The following is a 15,985-nucleotide window of genomic DNA, read 5'->3' as shown; positions in this document are numbered from 1 at the left end:
AATGTCCGAATGTCGCGCCTGACACCGATGTGATGGGAGCAACTGTGGCAATATGCGAGGCTGTCCGCGCATCGTGCTATCGTATATTCATGTCCGAGAAAATCATCCACTTCGCCGAGAGCCGCCCGCAAGCCGCTTTCGTGCCAGCCATTCTGGAGGCGCCCACCGGCACCCTCCGGGACCAGCTCGCCCGCCCCCTGCACGACTTGCGCATCTCCGTCACCGACCGCTGCAACTTCCGCTGCGTCTACTGCATGCCCAAGGAAGTGTTCGACAAGGACTACAACTACCTGCCGCACTCGTCCCTGCTGAGCTTCGAGGAGATCACCCGCATCGCCAGGCTGTTCATCGCGCACGGCGTGGAGAAGATCCGCCTGACCGGCGGCGAGCCGCTGCTGCGCAAGAACATCGAAAAGCTGGTCGCCATGCTGGCCGAGCTGAAAACCGTGCACGGCAAGCCGCTCGACTTGACCCTCACCACCAACGGCTCCCTGCTGGCCAGGAAGGCCCAGTCGCTGAAGGACGCCGGCCTGCAGCGCGTCACCGTGTCGCTGGACGCGATGGACGACGCCATCTTCAAGCGCATGAACGACGTGGACTTCGCCGTCGCCGACGTGCTGAACGGCCTGGACGTGGCGCACGCCGTCGGCCTGCAATCGATCAAGGTCAACATGGTGGTCAAGGGCGGCATGAACGACCAGGAAATCCTGCCGATGGCGCGCTATTTCAAGGGCACGCCCTTCATCCTGCGTTTCATCGAGTACATGGACGTGGGCGCCTCCAACGGCTGGAAGCTGGACGAGGTGGTCCCGTCCGCCGAGGTGGCGCGCCGCATCGGCGCCGAGATGCCGCTGGCGCCCGTCGCCGCCAACTACACCGGCGAGACCGCCGAACGCTGGCGCTACCTGGACGGCGGCGGCGAGATCGGCCTGATCTCCAGCGTCACGCAGGCGTTTTGCAAGGATTGCTCGCGCGCGCGCCTGTCGACCGAGGGCAAGCTCTACACCTGCCTGTTCGCCACCCGCGGCCACGACCTGCGCGCGCTGATGCGCAACGGCGCCAGCGACGCGGAGATTTCCGGCGCCGTCGGCCACCTGTGGGCGGCGCGCGGCGACCGCTATTCCGAACTGCGCACCAGCAACACCGCCGGCCTGCCCGGCGCGCAAAAAGTCGAGATGTCTTACATAGGCGGATAAGCGAGGAATCAGTTTGACGCACCAGAACAGCATCACCGGCATGATCCTGGCCGGCGGCCGCGGCACCCGCATGGGCCGCGTCGACAAGGGATTGCAACCCTTCCGCGGCGCCACCCTGGCCGCCCACGTGCTGCTGAGGCTGGCGCCACAGGTGGCCGGCGTGGCCATCAACGCCAACCGCAACCAGGCCACCTACGAGGCCATGGGCGCGCCGGTGTGGCCGGACGACATGCAGGGCTACGAGGGCCCGCTGGCCGGCCTGCAGACGGGCTTGCGCCGCTGCGCCACCGAGCTGCTGCTGACCGCGCCCTGCGACTCGCCCTTCCTGCCCGCCGACCTGGCCCAGCGCCTGCTCGCCGCGCTGCGCGAGCAGGACGCCGACCTGGCCGTGGCCGTCACCATGGAGGCGGACGAGTCCGGCGACGCCTACCAGCGCGTGCATCCCGTGTTCAGCCTGGTGAAGACCGGCGTGCTGCCGCAACTGAGCGCCTACCTGGACAGCGGCGCGCGCCGCATGGACGGCTGGTACAAGTCGATCCGCGTGGCCCAGGTGCTGTTCGACGACGCGGCGGCCTTCCGCAACATCAACACCCTGGCCGACTTGAAGGACATGGAAAAGCCGGCCGCCCGGCCCGCGCTGCAAGCCGGCGGCGACCCGGACGCGATGGACGTCGAGCAGGCCCAGCGCGTCATCCACGACTACATCGAGCCGGTGCGGACGGTGGAAAAGGTGGCGCTGCGCGCCGCGCTGGACCGCGTGCTGGCGGCCGACATCGTCTCCCCCATCAGCGTGCCCGCGCACGACAATTCGGCGATGGACGGCTACGCCTTCCGCGGCGCCGAGCTGCTGGCCGGCGCGCCCACCACCTTCCGCATCACGGCCGTGGTGCTGGCGGGCCGGCCGTGCGCGCTGCGCATCGGCCCAGGCGAGTGCGTGCGCATCATGACGGGCGGCGTGATGCCGGAGGGGCTGGACACGGTGCTGCCGCAGGAACTGGCCGCCGCCATCACGGCCGACAGCGTGACGGTCGCGCCCGGCAGCATCGCCACCGGCGCCAACCGCCGCTTCAAGGGCGAGGACTTGATGGCCGGCGCGCCGGCGCTGCGCAAGGGCAAGACCGTGCGGCCGGCGGACCTGGGGCTGATCGCCTCGCTCGGCATCGCCGAGGTGGCCGTGCGGCGCCGCCTGCGGGTGGCGTTCTTCTCCACCGGCGACGAGCTGCGCTCCATCGGCGAGCCGCTGGACGCGGGCTGCATCTACGACAGCAACCGCTACACGCTGTACGGCATGCTGCGACGCCTGGGCTGCGACGTGGTGGACATGGGCACGGTGCCGGACGACCCGCGCGCGCTGGAGGAGGCGCTGCGCAGCGCCTGCGAAAGCGCGGACGCGGTGCTGACCACGGGCGGGGTGTCGTCCGGCGACGTCGATTACATCCGGCGCATCATGGCGGAACTGGGCGAGGTGGCGTTCTGGAAGATGAACATGCGCCCGGGACGGCCGATGGCGTTCGGCCGGATCGGTTCCAACGGCCGCGGCGCCTATCTGTTCGGGCTGCCGGGCAATCCGGTGGCGGCCATGGTGGGCTTCTATTTCTTCGCCCGTCCCGCGCTGCTGCGGATGATGGGGGCGGAATCGGCGCTGCCGGTGCTGCGCGCGCGCAGCGCGCAGGCGATCCGCAAGAAGCCGGGACGCACCGAGTACCAGCGCGGCATCCTGTCGGTGAACGGCGATGGCGAGCGGGAAGTGCGTATCACCGGCTCGCAGGGTTCGGGCATCCTGCGCTCGATGTCGGAGGCCAATTGCATGGTGGTGCTGCCCGCCGCGCAGGGCGACGCGGCGGTGGGCGACCTGGTCGATGTCGTGCTGTTCGACGGCTTGGTCTAAACCAACTGCGTAAATCTGGGGTCAGACCCTCCGCGCCATACGCCATTGCAAGGGCATGAGGCGCGGAACGCGGGGTCTGACCCCGGTTTGGCGCCGCTGGTTTTAAGGGCGCCAGCCCATCGGTTCCGGCGCGAACAGGCGCGCGTCCATCAGCCTCAACTCCGGACTGATGCGCGGCCGGAAATCCATTTGCGCCAGGATGTCGCGCTCCAGGTCCACGCCGGGCGCGATTTCAATCAATTCCATCCCGTCTTCGCACAGCCTCAGCACGCAGCGCTCCGTCACGAACAGGGCCCGCTGCCCGCTGGCCCGCGCGTAGTCGCCGCTGTAGGTGCGGTGCTCCACCTCGTCCACGAACTTGCGCGCCGAGCCCTCGCACAGCACGTGCACGCCGCCGTCGCGGATGGCCACGTCCAGCCGGTCCGCCGTGAAGGTGCCGGCGAACACGACCTTTTTCGCGTTCTGGCTGATGTTGATGAAGCCGCCCGCCCCGGCCAGCCGCCGGCCGAACTTGCTGACGTTCAGGTTGCCGCGCCGGTCCGCCTGCGCCAGGCCCAGCACCGCCACGTCCAGCCCGCCACCGTCGTAGAAGTCGAACTGATAGGGCTGGTCGATGATCGCGTCCGCGTTGATGGCGGCGCCGAAGTTCAGGCCGCCAGCCGGCAGGCCGCCGATCACGCCCGGTTCGGCCGTCAGCGTCACCAGGTCCAGCACGCCCTCCTCGGCCGCCACCGCGGCCACGCCCTCGGGCATGCCGATGCCGAGGTTGACCACGTCGTCCAGGCCGAGTTCCATCAAGGCGCGCCGCGCGATCACCTTGCGCTCGTTGAGCGGCATGGGCGCGATCGCGTCCAGCGCCACGCGCGTTTCGCCGGCGAAGGCCGCGCTGTAGGGCTCGGCGAAGGTCTGCAGGTGGTACTCGGGCTTCTCGGCCACCACCACGCAGTCGACCAGGATGCCGGGCACCTTCACCTGGCGCGGGTTGAGCGTGTTGGGGTCGGCCAGCCGCTCCACCTGCGCGATGACGATGCCGCCCGAATTGCGCGCCGCCATGGCGATGGCCAGCGCCTCCAGCGTCAGCGCCTCGCGCTCCATGGTGAGGTTGCCGGCCGGGTCGGCCGTGGTGCCGCGGATGATGCCGACGAGGATGGGCAGCGCCTTGTAGAACAGGTGCTCCTTGCCGCCGAGCGTGCTCAGTTCCACCAGTTCCTCGGTGGTGCGGGCGTTGATCTTGCCGCCGCCGTGGCGGGGATCGACGAAGGTGCCGAGGCCGACGTGGGTCAGCATGCCGGGCTTGCCGGCGGCCGTGTCGCGGAACAGCTGGCTGATGACGCCTTGCGGCAGGTTGTAGGCCTCGATCAGGTTGTCGATGGCCAGCGCCTGCATCTTCGGCACCAGGCTCCAATGGCCGCCGATCACGCGCCGTATCATGCCGGCGTGGGCCAGGTGGTTGAGGCCACGATCCCTGCCGTCGCCCTGGCCGGCGGCGTAGACCAGCGTCAGCGACCGGGGCTGGGCGGTTCGCAGGAAGCGCAATTCCAGCGCCACCGCGATGTTCTCCGCGAAGCCGACGCCGACGAAGCCGCCGGTGGCAATGGTGTCGCCGTCGCGGATGCGGGCCACCGCCTCGGCGGCGGTGCAGATCTTGTTGCGTGCCATGCCAGTCTCCCGTGTGGGCGGTCGATTATGACTCTGGATCGCTGTCCCCCTCCTGCCCCAGCAGCAACTGCGCGGTTTCGTTGGGCAGCGCCTCCACGGACTTCAGCTTACGCGCCATTTGGCGGCTGCGCACTTCCGCCGTCTCGATATTTCGCGCCGCCTTCTCCAGCGTCAATTTAGTGGCGGCAAGCACGTCGCCGAATTTGGCGAACTCCGTCTTCACCGCGCCCAGCACCTGCCACACCTCGGACGAGCGCTTCTCCAGCGCCAGCGTGCGGAAGCCCATCTGCAGGCTGTTCAGCAGCGCCATCAGCGTGGACGGCCCGGCGATGCTGACCCGGTTCACGCGCTGCAAATCGTCCGCCAGTCCCGGCCTGCGCATCACTTCCGCGTACAGGCCCTCGGTGGGCAGGAACAGGATGGCGAAATCGGTGGTCTGCGGCGGCGACAGGTATTTCTCGGCGATGGTCTTGGCCTCGCCCCGCACCGCGCGCTCGAGCTCGCGGCCGGCAAGCGCCACGCCGTCGGCGTCGGCGCGCTCGGCCGCCTCCAGCAGGCGTTCATACTGTTCCTTGGGGAATTTGGCGTCGATCGGCATCCACATCGGCGCGCCGCCCTCCTTCTGGCCAGGCAGCTTCAACGCGAACTCCACCCGCGCGTTGCTGCCGGCGATGGTCTCCACGTTCTTCGCGTACTGGTCCGGAGTGAGCACTTGCTCCAAAAGCATCTCGAGCTGCACCTCGCCCCAGGTGCCGCGCGTCTTGACGTTGGTGAGTACTCGCTTCAAATCGCCGACGCCGAGGGCCAGCTGCTGCATTTCACCCAGTCCCTGGTGGACCCGCTCGAGGCGTTCGGACACTTGCTGGAACGAGGCGCTCAGGCGCGCCTCCAGGGTCGCGTGCAACTTCTCGTCCACCGTCTTGCGCATTTCCTCCAGGCGCGCGCCGTTGTCGGTCTGCAGCTCGCGGATCTTGGATTCCAGCGTGGCGCGCACTTCCAGCAGGCGCCGGGTGTTCGATTCGGTCAGCGTTTCGATCTGGCGCCGCATGCCGTCCAGCTGCTGCACGGTGGCGGCGTGGGATTGCGCCAGTGTCTGCCCCATTTCCTGGCGCGAGGCCTGGGCCGTGGCTTGCAGCTGCATGCGCACTTCGCGCTCGACGCGCTCCAGGCCGGCGGAGAGGTCGGGGCCGGCGTTGGAACGGCCGCGCAGCAGCGTCGCCACTTGCAGCGCGACGATGATGGCGCCCAGCGCCAGCAGCACCAGGAATTCGACGCGCTCCATCAATGCGGCCTGTTGCGCATCCAGTCGGCCGTTTGATAGAAGGATTCCATCAGCCGCACGCGCAAGGGCTCGGCGATGCCCACGTCCTCCATGGCCCAGGCCATGGCGCGCAGCCATTGGTCGCGTTCGGTGCTGCCGATGGGGAAAGGCAGGTGGCGAGCGCGCAGGCGCGGGTGGCCGAAGCGCTCGATGAACATGTCCGGGCCGCCCATCCAGCCGGACAGGAACCAGAACAGCTTGTCGCGCGAGCCGTCGGTGGTGGGCGGATGCAGGGCGCGGATGACGGCGAACTCGGGCTCGAGTTCCATCAGGTCGTAGAAGCGGTCCACCATTTCGCGCAGCTTGGTTTCGCCGCCGATGGTTTCGTATAGGGTTTGTTCAGTCATGCCGTCATGATAGCGCACCTAGGCTTCACGCAAAGTCTGCAGCGGCGGCTGGCGCAGCACGTTGCGCAGGCCCAGCCAGCCGCCCGCGATCGCGCACAGCGCGCCCACCACCAGCCCGGCCAGCCACACGCCCGGATTGAAGGCCCATTCGAACTTGAACTGGTAGGTCGCCAGCCCCCAGCCCATGGCCGCCGCGCCGCTGGCCGCCAGCAGCCCGGCCAGCGAACCGACCAGCATGAACTCGATCATCTGCGCCCGCGACAGCTGCTTGCGCGTGGCGCCCAGCGCGCGCAGCAGGCCGGCCTCGCGGGTGCGCTCGTCCTGCGAACCCATCAGCGCGGCGTACAGCACCAGCACGCCCGAGATCAGCGTGAACGCGAACAGGAACTCGACCGCCACGATCACCTGGTCCAGCACCGCCTGCACCTGGCGGATCACGCTGCCCACGTCCACCACGGTGAGGTTGGGATAATCGCGCGTCAACTCGTTGCCGAGCGCGGCGTGCTGCCGGGGCAGGTGGAAGGCGGTGATCCAGGTCTGCGGCGTGTCGGCCATCGCCTTCGGGTTGATGATGACGAAGAAGTTGACCCGCATCGAGCCCCATTCCAGCTTGCGCAGGCTGGTCACGGTCGCCTCCACCGGCGAGCCGGCGATGTCGAAACGCATCTTGTCGCCCAGCTTCAGGCCCAGCGTCTTGGCGATGCCCTCCTCCACCGACGCCTCGGCCGGCGCGCCGGCCGCGTCGCCATACCACTGGCCCGCCACGATCTTGTTCTGGGCCGGCACGGCCGTCATCGTGGACAGGTTGAACTCGCGGTCCGCCAGGCCGCGCGCGCGGTCCTCGGTGTAAGTGTCCTTGGTGATGGTGTTGCCGTTCACGGCCACCAGGCGGCCCCGTATCATCGGGTACAGCGGCACGTTCGTCACCCCCGCGCGCGCCAGCCGCGCGGCGATCTCGTCCTTCTGTTCGGGCTGGATGTTGATGATGAAACGGTTGGGCGCGTCCGCCGGCGTGGCGTTGCGCCACGCGGTCATCAGGTCGCCCCGCACCACGGTCAGCAGCAGCAGGGCCATCAGCCCCAGCGCCAGCGACACCACCTGCACCACGGTGGCGCCGGGGCGGCGCTGCAGCGAATTGACGGCGAAGCGCCAGGACTGGTGGCGGAAGGCGCCGCGCGCGGACTTGAGCGCCGCCAGCCCCAGCCAGCCGGCCAGCGCGAACAGGGCGAACGCGCCCAGGAAGCCCAGTCCCGTCAGCGAGGCCAGCTTGATATCGCGCGCCTGCCACAGCAGCAGCGCGAAGAAGCTGGCCAGGCCCAGGCCGTAGGTGGCCAGTGCCATCGGCCGCGGCGGCGCGGCCTCGCGGCGGATCACGCGGTTGTGCGGCACGTTGCGCAGCTGCAGGATGGGCGGCAGCGCGAAGCCGGCCAGCAACAGCATGCCGGTCGCGACGCCTTGCACGGCGGGCATGATGGTGGCCGGCGGCAGGTCGCTGGCCACCAGCTTGCCCAAGGCCTCGAGCAGCGCGAAGTGGCTGGCGAAGCCGAGCGCGACGCCGATCGCGCTGCCGGCCAGGCCCACCAGCAGGAACTCGATCAGATACATGGCCGTGACTTGGTTCTGCGTCAGGCCCAGGCAGCGCAGCATGGCGCAGGCGTCCAGGTGGCGCGTCATGAAGCGGCGCGCGGCCATGGCCACCGCGACGGCGGCCAGCATCGCCGACAGCAGGCCCACCAGGGACAGGAAGCGGTCCGCGCGGTCCAGGGTGGCGCGCATTTCGGGGCGTCCCGCCTCCAGCGACTCGATGCGCACGCCCTTGGTGTTGTCGGCCGCGATCCTGGCGCGCAGCCAGTCCTCGTAGGCCTTCACGTCGTCGGCGCGCTGCTGTGATGGCGTGGCCAGCAGCAGGCGGTAGGTGACGCGGGCGCCGGGCTGCACCAGGCCCGTCGCGGCCAAGTCCGGCAGTTGCAGCATCACGCGCGGCGCGAAGTTCATGAAGGAGGCGCCGCGATCGGGCTCGGCGGCGATCAGCCGGGTGATCTTGAAGGCGCGCTCGCCCAGGCGGATCTCGTCGCCCACGCCGACCTTGAGCGCGGGCAGCAGGCCGGCGTCGACCCACACCGTGCCGGGCGCGGGCGTGTCGGACGCGGGGCTGCCGTAGCCGTCGTTGGCTTGTTCGGGATTGGTGGTGACGCGCAGCTTGCCGCGCAGCGGGTAGAGGTCGGACACGGCCTTGATGGAGGCCAGTTGAGACTGCGAGGCCTCGCCCTCGCCGGCCTGGGCCATGCTGGGGAACACCACGGTCTGCGCGATGTTCAAGCCGCGGCGCCGGGCCTCGTCGCGCCAGGCGTCGGGGATGGGCTGGTCGGCCTGCACCACCAGGTCCGAGCCCAGCAGTTGGTGCGCGTCGCGGTCCAGCGCGGCGCGCAGGCGGTCGATGAAGAAGCCGGACGCGGACAGCGCGGCCACGGCCACCACCAGCGCCACCATCAGGAAGCGCAGCTGTCCGGCGCGCCAGTCGCGCAGCGTCATGCGTAAAGCTTGAACAAACATCGGCACTCCCGTCCTTCCCATGATCCGGCGCGGCCGCGCTAAGCGGCGTCAACAACGCCTTGGGGTCTGACCCCAAAGCGGCGTCAGCGGTAAATGCCGCCGACCGGCCAGTGTGACGGAAGTTTTTTAAGCCTGGCTTAACGAACTCAGGCGGGCAAGGCGGCGAAATAGGCGTCGACCTCGTCCAGGAAGCGGCGCTTTTGCTCGGCCGGCAGGAAGGACGCGGCGAAGCTGTTGCGGGCCAGCGTCTTGGCGTGCGCCAGGGTCAGCGGCAGCGATTCGAACACGGCGATGAAGTTGTCGTTCATGTAGCCGCCGAAGTAGGCCGGGTCGTCCGAATTGACGGTCGCCAGCAGGCCGGCGTCCAGCAGTTGGACCAGGTTGTGGTCGCGCATCTGGTCGAACACGCGCAGCTTGGTGTTGGACAGCGGGCACACCGTCAGCGCGATGCCTTCGCGCGCCACGCGCGCGGTCAGCGCGGCGTCCTCGAGGATGCGCACGCCGTGGTCCAGGCGCTCGACCTTCAGCACGTCCAGCGCGGAGGCGATGTAGGCCGGCGGCCCCTCCTCGCCCGCGTGCGCCACCAGGTGCAGGCCCAGGTCGCGACAGCGCGCGAACACGCGCGCGAACTTCTCGGGCGGGTGGCCGACCTCGGACGAATCCAGGCCCACGCCGATGAGCTTGTCGCGATGTGGCAGCGCAGCATCCAGGGTCGCCAGCGCGTCCTCTTCGGACAGGTGGCGCAGGAAGCACATGATCAGCGTGGCGCTGACCGGGCTGTCCTGGCAGGCGCGGTGGATGCCGCTCACCACCGTCTCCATCGCCACGCCGCGCGCGGTGTGCGTCTGCGGGTCGAAAAAGATCTCGGCGTGGCGCACGTTGTCCCGCTCGCAGCGCTCGAGAAAGGCGGCGGTCATGTCGTAGAAGTCCTGCTCTTGCAGCAGCACGCTGGCGCCGGCGTAGTAGATGTCGAGGAAGGATTGCAGGTCCTTGAAGGCGTAGGCCTGGCGCAGCGCGTCCACCGACGGATAGGCCAGCCGCACGCCGTTGCGTTCGGCCAGCGCGAAGATCAGTTCGGGTTCCAGCGAGCCCTCGATGTGGATGTGGAGTTCGGCCTTCGGCATGGCCGTCACGGCCTGGCGCAATTGTTCGTTCATATCCGGTATTCCTCTCTGTGTGACTTGGTGTGGCGGGATGCCGCCATCTTAGCGCAAGTGCGGTCGCAGCAATTCGCGGCGGGGGCCCGCGCACGACTTCCATGCGTGTCGGCACTATTGCCACAGCCATGATAATGTGATGTCGAAGCTCAAGAAAAACGTCGCGGAAATAGCTGGTTTTTACCATTTACATTTCGACATTTTCCCTGCCGGATCAAGGACTTGCGCAAACCTATTAACGATATTGCGACATATGTTTTGACTTCCTGAACCAGTAGAGCAATAATTAATTTCATCAACGTAAGATGCGTTACGAAGAGCACACAAATATGCCGGCAAAAGTCCACCGCACGGCCCAACAATCCAGCTCCGAGGCGCGGGCAATCCGCGCCGTCACCGGCAGCTGTCGACGGAAAATAAGAACAATCCTAAGAGGAGTTTGCACACACTAAAGAACAGGCCAGCAGCCGATCCGACTGCCGACCGTAGTGACTAGCAGGTTTACATTAAAGGACATCCAAATGACCATTTTTGACAACTACGCAGCACGGTACGAACGCACCAGGGAAGAGGAGATGTCCATGTCCGAATACCTGGCGCTTTGCAAGAAGGACAGGCTGACCTACGCCACCGCCCCGGAGCGGATGCTGGCGGCCATCGGCGAACCCACGCTGGTCGACACGCGCAACGACACGCGCCTGTCCCGCATCTTCGCCAACAAGGTCATCAAGATCTACCCGGCCTTCCGCGAGTTCTACGGCACCGAGGAAGTGATCGAGCAAGTGGTCTCCTTCTTCCGCCACGCGGCGCAGGGCCTGGAGGAACGCAAGCAGATCCTTTACCTGCTCGGTCCGGTGGGCGGCGGCAAGTCGTCGATCGCCGAGAAACTCAAGTCGCTGATGGAGCAGGTGCCCTTCTACTGCCTGAAGGGTTCGCCCGTGAACGAGTCCCCGCTGGGCCTGTTCAACGAGCTCGAGGACGGCACCATCCTGGAAGAGGACTACGGCATCCCGCGGCGCTACCTGCGCAACATCCCCAGCCCGTGGGCCGTCAAGCGCCTGCACGAGTTCAACGGCGACATCAACCAGTTCCGCGTGGTCAAGCGCTATCCGTCGATCCTGAAGCAGATCGCGATCTCGAAAACCGAGCCGGGCGACGAGAACAACCAGGACATCTCGTCCCTGGTCGGCAAGGTCGACATCCGCAAGCTCGAGGACTACGCGCAGGACGATCCGGACGCCTACAGCTACTCCGGCGGCCTGTGCCTGGCCAACCAGGGCCTGATGGAATTCGTCGAGATGTTCAAGGCCCCGATCAAGGTGCTGCACCCGCTGCTGACCGCGACCCAGGAGGGCAACTACAAGGGCACCGAGGGCTTCGGCGCGATCCCCTTCGACGGCATCATCCTGGCGCACTCGAACGAGTCGGAGTGGAAGGCGTTCAAGAACAACCGCAACAACGAGGCCTTCCTGGACCGGATCTACATCGTCAAGGTGCCGTACTGCCTGCGCGTGACGGACGAGATCAAGATCTACGACAAGCTGCTGGCCAACTCCTCGCTGGAGAAGGCGCCGTGCGCGCCCGGCACGCTGCGCATGATGGCCCAGTTCGCCATCCTGTCGCGCCTGAAGGACCCGGAGAACTCGTCCATCTTCAGCAAGATGCTGGTGTACGACGGCGACAACCTGAAGGACACCGATCCCAAGGCCAAGTCCATCCACGAATACGTCGACTACGCCGGCGTGGACGAGGGCATGAACGGGCTGTCGACGCGCTTCGCGTTCAAGATCCTGTCCAAGGTGTTCAACTTCGACACCACCGAGGTGGCGGCCAATCCGGTCCACCTTCTCTATGTCCTCGAGCAGCAGGTCGAGCGCGAGCAGTTCCCGCCGGAGACCGAGCAGAAGTACTTCTCCTACATCAAGGAGCACCTGGCGCAGCGCTACGTCGAGTTCATCGGCAAGGAGATCCAGACCGCCTACCTGGAAAGCTATTCCGAGTACGGCCAGAACATCTTCGACCGCTACGTGACCTTCGCCGACTTCTGGATCCAGGACCAGGAATACCGCGACCCGGACACCGGCGAGAGCTTCGACCGCGAATCGCTGAACAACGAGCTCGAGAAGATCGAGAAGCCGGCCGGCATCTCGAATCCGAAGGACTTCCGCAACGAGATCGTCAACTTCGGCCTGCGCGCGCGCGCCAACAACGGCGGCAAGAACCCGGCCTGGACCAGCTACGAGAAGTTCCGCACGGTGATCGAGAAGAAAATGTTCTCCAACACCGAGGAGCTGCTGCCGGTGATCTCGTTCAACGCCAAGGCCAGCGCCGAGGACGCCAACAAGCACGCCGACTTCGTCGCGCGCATGGTGGAAAAAGGCTACACCGCCAAACAGGTGCGCTTGCTGTGCGAGTGGTACCTGCGCGTGAGGAAGTCGTCCTAAGCCGGCGGTGCTAATATGGGTCAGGGACGGCCTAACAGCCGCCCTGCCCGGCGCCGGAACCCAAGCAGCTGCAGGAGGCATTTTGACTTACCTCATAGACCGTCGTTTGCAAGGCAAGAACAAGTCCGCGGTCAACCGCGAACGCTTCTTGCGCCGCTACAAGAGCCAGATCAAGGATGCGGTCGGGCGCGCCATCAAGGGCCGCTCCATCACGGACGTTGAAAATGGCGAAAAAGTCTCGATTCCCGTCAAGGACGTGAACGAGCCCTCGTTCGGCCACGCCCATGGCGGCGTGTGGGAAGTGATCAATCCCGGCAACCAGGAATACCAGAAGGGCGACCTGATCAACCGTCCCAAGGGCGGCGGCGGCTCCGGCCGCGGCAAGGCCGGCAACAGCGACCAGACCTCCGAGGACGATTTCATCTTCGAACTGTCGCGCGAAGAATTCATGAACTATTTCTTCGAGGACCTGGAACTGCCCAACCTGGTCAAGACCCAGCTGGCGGCCACCACCGAATTCAAGAACATGCGCGCCGGCTACACCGTGTCCGGCACGCCGTCCAACATCCACGTGCTGCGCTCGCTGCGCGGCGCGCTGGGCCGGCGCATCGCCGTCGGCGGCCCGTCGCGCAAGAAGCTGCTCGAGGCCGAGGCCGAACTGCAGGCGCTGCTGGAGGCCGGCGCGCCGATGGAGGACCCGTACGTGGTGGAACTGAAGAAGCTGATCCACCACCTGCACACCCGCATCCTGGCCATCCCCTACATCGACCCGTTCGACCTGCGCTACAGCAACCGCGTCAAGGTGCCCAAGCCGATGACGCAGGCCGTGATGTTCTGCATCATGGACGTGTCCGGTTCCATGGACGAGAGCCGCAAGGACACCGCCAAGCGCTTCTTCATCCTGCTGTACCTGTTCCTCAAGCGCGTGTACGACAAGATCGAAGTGGTCTTCATCCGCCACCACACGGCCGCGGCCGAGGTGGACGAGAACGAATTCTTCCACTCGCGCGAGTCGGGCGGCACGGTGGTGTCGTCGGCGCTGCACCTGCTCAACAAGATCATCGACGAGCGCTACGGCGCCGGCTCCTGGAACAGCTACGTGGCCCAGGCCTCGGACGGCGACAACTGGGACAACGACTCCATGCTGTGCAAGCAGCTGCTGGTGAACACCATCATGCCCAAGGTGCAGTACTACACCTATGTCGAGATCACCGACGGGCCGCCGCAGAACCTGTGGGAGCAGTACGCGACCGTGCCGGACTTCCACCCGCACTTCGCGATGCAGAAGATCGTCACGCCCGCCGACATCTATCCGGTGTTCCGCGAACTGTTCAAGAAGCAGCCCAAGTAAGGGCGACAACCGAGTGCCGCTATGAACCAGATGACCAAACGTATTCCCCATCCGCGCGCGCTGCCGGAGCAGTCGGAATGGACGTTCGAGCTGATCGAACAGGCGCACGAGGAGATCAAGCGCGTCGCGCAGAGCTTCGGGCTGGACACCTACCCGAACCAGCTGGAGATCATCACCGCCGAGCAGATGATGGACGCCTACACCTCGGTCGGCATGCCGGTCTCGTACAACCACTGGTCGTTCGGCAAGCACTTCCTGTCGACCGAGAAGGGCTACAAGCGCGGCCAGATGGGCCTGGCGTACGAGATCGTCATCAACTCCAACCCCTGCATCGCCTACCTGATGGAGGAGAACAGCCTGACCATGCAGGCGCTGGTGATCGCGCACGCGGCCTACGGCCACAACTCCTTCTTCAAGGGCAACTACCTGTTCCGCACCTGGACCGACGCCGAGGCCATCGTCGACTACATGGTGTTCGCCAAGAACTACATCGCCGAGTGCGAGCAGCGCCACGGCATCGACGCGGTCGAGATGCTGCTGGACTCCTGCCACGCGATCCAGAACTACGGCGTGGACCGCTACAAGCGCCCGGCCAAGCTGTCGCTGTACCAGGAGCAGCTCAAGCAGAAGGAGCGCGAGGAATACCTGCAGTCGCAGATCAACGACCTGTGGCGCACCGTGCCGCGGCGCGAGGAGGAGGAGGTCAACAAGCCGATGCCGCGCTTCCCGCCCGAGCCGGAGGAGAACCTGCTGTACTTCATCGAGAAATACGCGCCGCTGCTGGAGCCGTGGCAGCGCGAGATGGTGCGCATCGTGCGCAAGATCAGCCAGTACTTCTACCCGCAGCGCCAGACCCAGGTGATGAACGAGGGCTGGGCCACGTTCTGGCACTACACCATCCTGAACCAGCTGTACGACGAGGGCGTGGTGGCCGAGGGCTTCATGATGGAGTTCCTCAAGAGCCATACCAACGTGGTCTACCAGCCGCCGGTGCACAGCCCCTATTACAACGGCATCAACCCGTACGCGCTGGGCTTCGCGATGATGACGGACATCCGCCGCATCTGCGAGAACCCGACCAAGGAGGACCGCGAATGGTTCCCCGACATCGCCGGCAGCGACTGGCGCAAGACCTTGGACTTCGCCATGCGCAATTTCAAGGACGAGAGCTTCATCGCGCAGTACCTGTCGCCGCGGCTGATCCGCGAGTTCCACTTCTTCGCCGTGCTGGACGACGACAAGAACGAGAAGCTGGCCGTGTCCGCCATCCACGACGACCTGGGCTACCGCTACGTGCGCCAGCAGCTGGCCGAGCAGTACAACCTGGGCAACCGGGAGCCGAACATCCAGGTCTGGTCGGTCAACACGCGCGACGACCGCGCGCTGACCCTGCGCCACACCCAGTTCAACCGGCGCCCGCTGAACCAGCAGGCCAACGAGGTGCTCAAGCACGTCGCGCGGCTGTGGGGCTTCGATGTGCACCTGGAAACGGTCGATCCCCACGGGAACGTCGTCAACACCCTGGAAGTGAAGCGCGAGAAGCGCAACCGGGCCATTTGAGGGTCCGTTCGAGGGCCATTCGAGGCCCGTCCGGAGGGCCCTGAAAGGCCGTCTGAAAGGCTGTTTTTGGGGGCGGGAACCAGGCCCGCCCCGGCACTTCCCCTGCCGCGACCGTTGGACGGGTCTGGACCCGTCGAAAACATGCCGGTTGCATAACATTCCCTGAAAATTTTCGACTGTTTTTTTAGCAAAAACGGCCGGATTTCTACTAAACTTCATATCCGCGTAAGTACTTAGAGTTGCGGAACCACAACGCCGACACCCGAACTTTTATGATGTAAAACCGTATTTTCAATGAACGAAATTTTGTTATTCAATCATTACGGTTAATATCATAATGCCACAAAAATCAGCGCCCCAAAATTGTGCCGGGAGTTCTTGCTTTTTGTGCCAGAACGGTGCAGCAGCAAGGCAGGAAATGCCAATAAGCACATGAAATTTAACCGGTTTTAAAGGTCAAAATTCTATGTAAATTCGAGAATTCGTATGTATAATTCGCCGACGTCCCG

The 15,985-nt window shown here is 65.9% G+C and carries 9 protein-coding genes and 1 pseudogene; 5 read left to right on the top strand and 5 right to left on the bottom strand.

Annotated elements, in window-relative coordinates:
- Nucleotides 1-89 precede the first annotated feature (89 nt).
- Together moaA and moeA are read left to right on the top strand one after the other, a co-directional pair.
- Nucleotides 90-1,196 carry a GTP 3',8-cyclase MoaA gene (gene moaA, locus BM436_RS28225; protein WP_093559049.1) on the top strand — a complete coding sequence of 369 codons (1,107 nt, stop codon included), beginning with the start codon at nt 90-92 and terminating at the stop codon, nt 1,194-1,196.
- Between the two features lie 13 nt (nt 1,197-1,209).
- Entirely contained in the window at nt 1,210-3,084 is a 1,875-nt protein-coding gene (gene moeA / locus BM436_RS28220) for a molybdopterin molybdotransferase MoeA (protein WP_093559047.1), read from the top strand.
- 108 nt (nt 3,085-3,192) lie between these two features.
- Here moeA and BM436_RS28215 read toward each other — a convergent pair.
- The 5 genes and pseudogenes from BM436_RS28215 to BM436_RS28195 form a co-directional block, all read right to left on the bottom strand.
- Nucleotides 3,193-4,743 (bottom strand): annotated as a pseudogene (locus BM436_RS28215) (acyl CoA:acetate/3-ketoacid CoA transferase); the annotation flags it as partial.
- A 25-nt stretch (nt 4,744-4,768) separates the two neighbouring features.
- Nucleotides 4,769-6,025 carry a DNA recombination protein RmuC gene (locus BM436_RS28210; protein ID WP_093559043.1) on the bottom strand — a complete coding sequence of 419 codons (1,257 nt, stop codon included), beginning with the start codon at nt 6,023-6,025 and terminating at the stop codon, nt 4,769-4,771.
- Entirely contained in the window at nt 6,025-6,411 is a 387-nt protein-coding gene (locus BM436_RS28205; RefSeq protein ID WP_093559111.1) for a group II truncated hemoglobin, read from the bottom strand. Before BM436_RS28205 ends, BM436_RS28210 begins: the two co-directional genes overlap by 1 nt.
- A gap of 18 nt (nt 6,412-6,429) precedes the next feature.
- Nucleotides 6,430-8,964, bottom strand: a complete 2,535-nt coding sequence (locus tag BM436_RS28200) for an ABC transporter permease (RefSeq protein ID WP_093559041.1) — start codon at nt 8,962-8,964, stop codon at nt 6,430-6,432.
- A 146-nt stretch (nt 8,965-9,110) separates the two neighbouring features.
- Nucleotides 9,111-10,121 carry an adenosine deaminase gene (locus BM436_RS28195; RefSeq protein ID WP_093559039.1) on the bottom strand — a complete coding sequence of 337 codons (1,011 nt, stop codon included), beginning with the start codon at nt 10,119-10,121 and terminating at the stop codon, nt 9,111-9,113.
- Between the two features lie 521 nt (nt 10,122-10,642).
- On the opposite strand from BM436_RS28195, the gene BM436_RS28190 reads away from it, so the two are divergent.
- The 3 genes from BM436_RS28190 to BM436_RS28180 all read left to right on the top strand — a co-directional run bounded on the left by BM436_RS28190 (nt 10,643) and on the right by BM436_RS28180 (nt 15,476).
- Nucleotides 10,643-12,565: a PrkA family serine protein kinase gene (locus tag BM436_RS28190; protein WP_093559037.1), complete on the top strand. Its 1,923-nt coding sequence runs from the start codon at nt 10,643-10,645 to the stop codon at nt 12,563-12,565.
- An 82-nt stretch (nt 12,566-12,647) separates the two neighbouring features.
- Nucleotides 12,648-13,916: a YeaH/YhbH family protein gene (locus BM436_RS28185; RefSeq protein WP_093559035.1), complete on the top strand. Its 1,269-nt coding sequence runs from the start codon at nt 12,648-12,650 to the stop codon at nt 13,914-13,916.
- Nucleotides 13,917-13,937: 21 nt separating this feature from the next.
- Nucleotides 13,938-15,476: a SpoVR family protein gene (locus BM436_RS28180; protein ID WP_093559033.1), complete on the top strand. Its 1,539-nt coding sequence runs from the start codon at nt 13,938-13,940 to the stop codon at nt 15,474-15,476.
- Nucleotides 15,477-15,985 lie beyond the last annotated feature (509 nt).

The sequence above is a fragment of the Pseudoduganella namucuonensis genome, from assembly GCF_900116645.1.
In the GTDB taxonomy this organism is placed as follows: domain Bacteria; phylum Pseudomonadota; class Gammaproteobacteria; order Burkholderiales; family Burkholderiaceae_D; genus Rugamonas; species Rugamonas namucuonensis.
Note: the sequence above shows the minus strand (reverse complement) of the source record. Positions and strands in the feature narration are given on the sequence as shown.

What these genes read in the sequence shown, in the direction of transcription:
- moaA (WP_093559049.1), top strand. Translation starts at nt 90, where the DNA reads ATGTCCGAGAAAATCATCCACTTCGCCGAGAGCCGCCCGCAAGCCGCT.
- BM436_RS28210 (WP_093559043.1), bottom strand. Translation starts at nt 6,025, where the DNA reads ATGGAGCGCGTCGAATTCCTGGTGCTGCTGGCGCTGGGCGCCATCATC.
- BM436_RS28205 (WP_093559111.1), bottom strand. Translation starts at nt 6,411, where the DNA reads ATGACTGAACAAACCCTATACGAAACCATCGGCGGCGAAACCAAGCTG.
- BM436_RS28200 (WP_093559041.1), bottom strand. Translation starts at nt 8,964, where the DNA reads ATGTTTGTTCAAGCTTTACGCATGACGCTGCGCGACTGGCGCGCCGGA.
- BM436_RS28195 (WP_093559039.1), bottom strand. Translation starts at nt 10,121, where the DNA reads ATGAACGAACAATTGCGCCAGGCCGTGACGGCCATGCCGAAGGCCGAA.
- BM436_RS28190 (WP_093559037.1), top strand. Translation starts at nt 10,643, where the DNA reads ATGACCATTTTTGACAACTACGCAGCACGGTACGAACGCACCAGGGAA.
- BM436_RS28180 (WP_093559033.1), top strand. Translation starts at nt 13,938, where the DNA reads ATGAACCAGATGACCAAACGTATTCCCCATCCGCGCGCGCTGCCGGAG.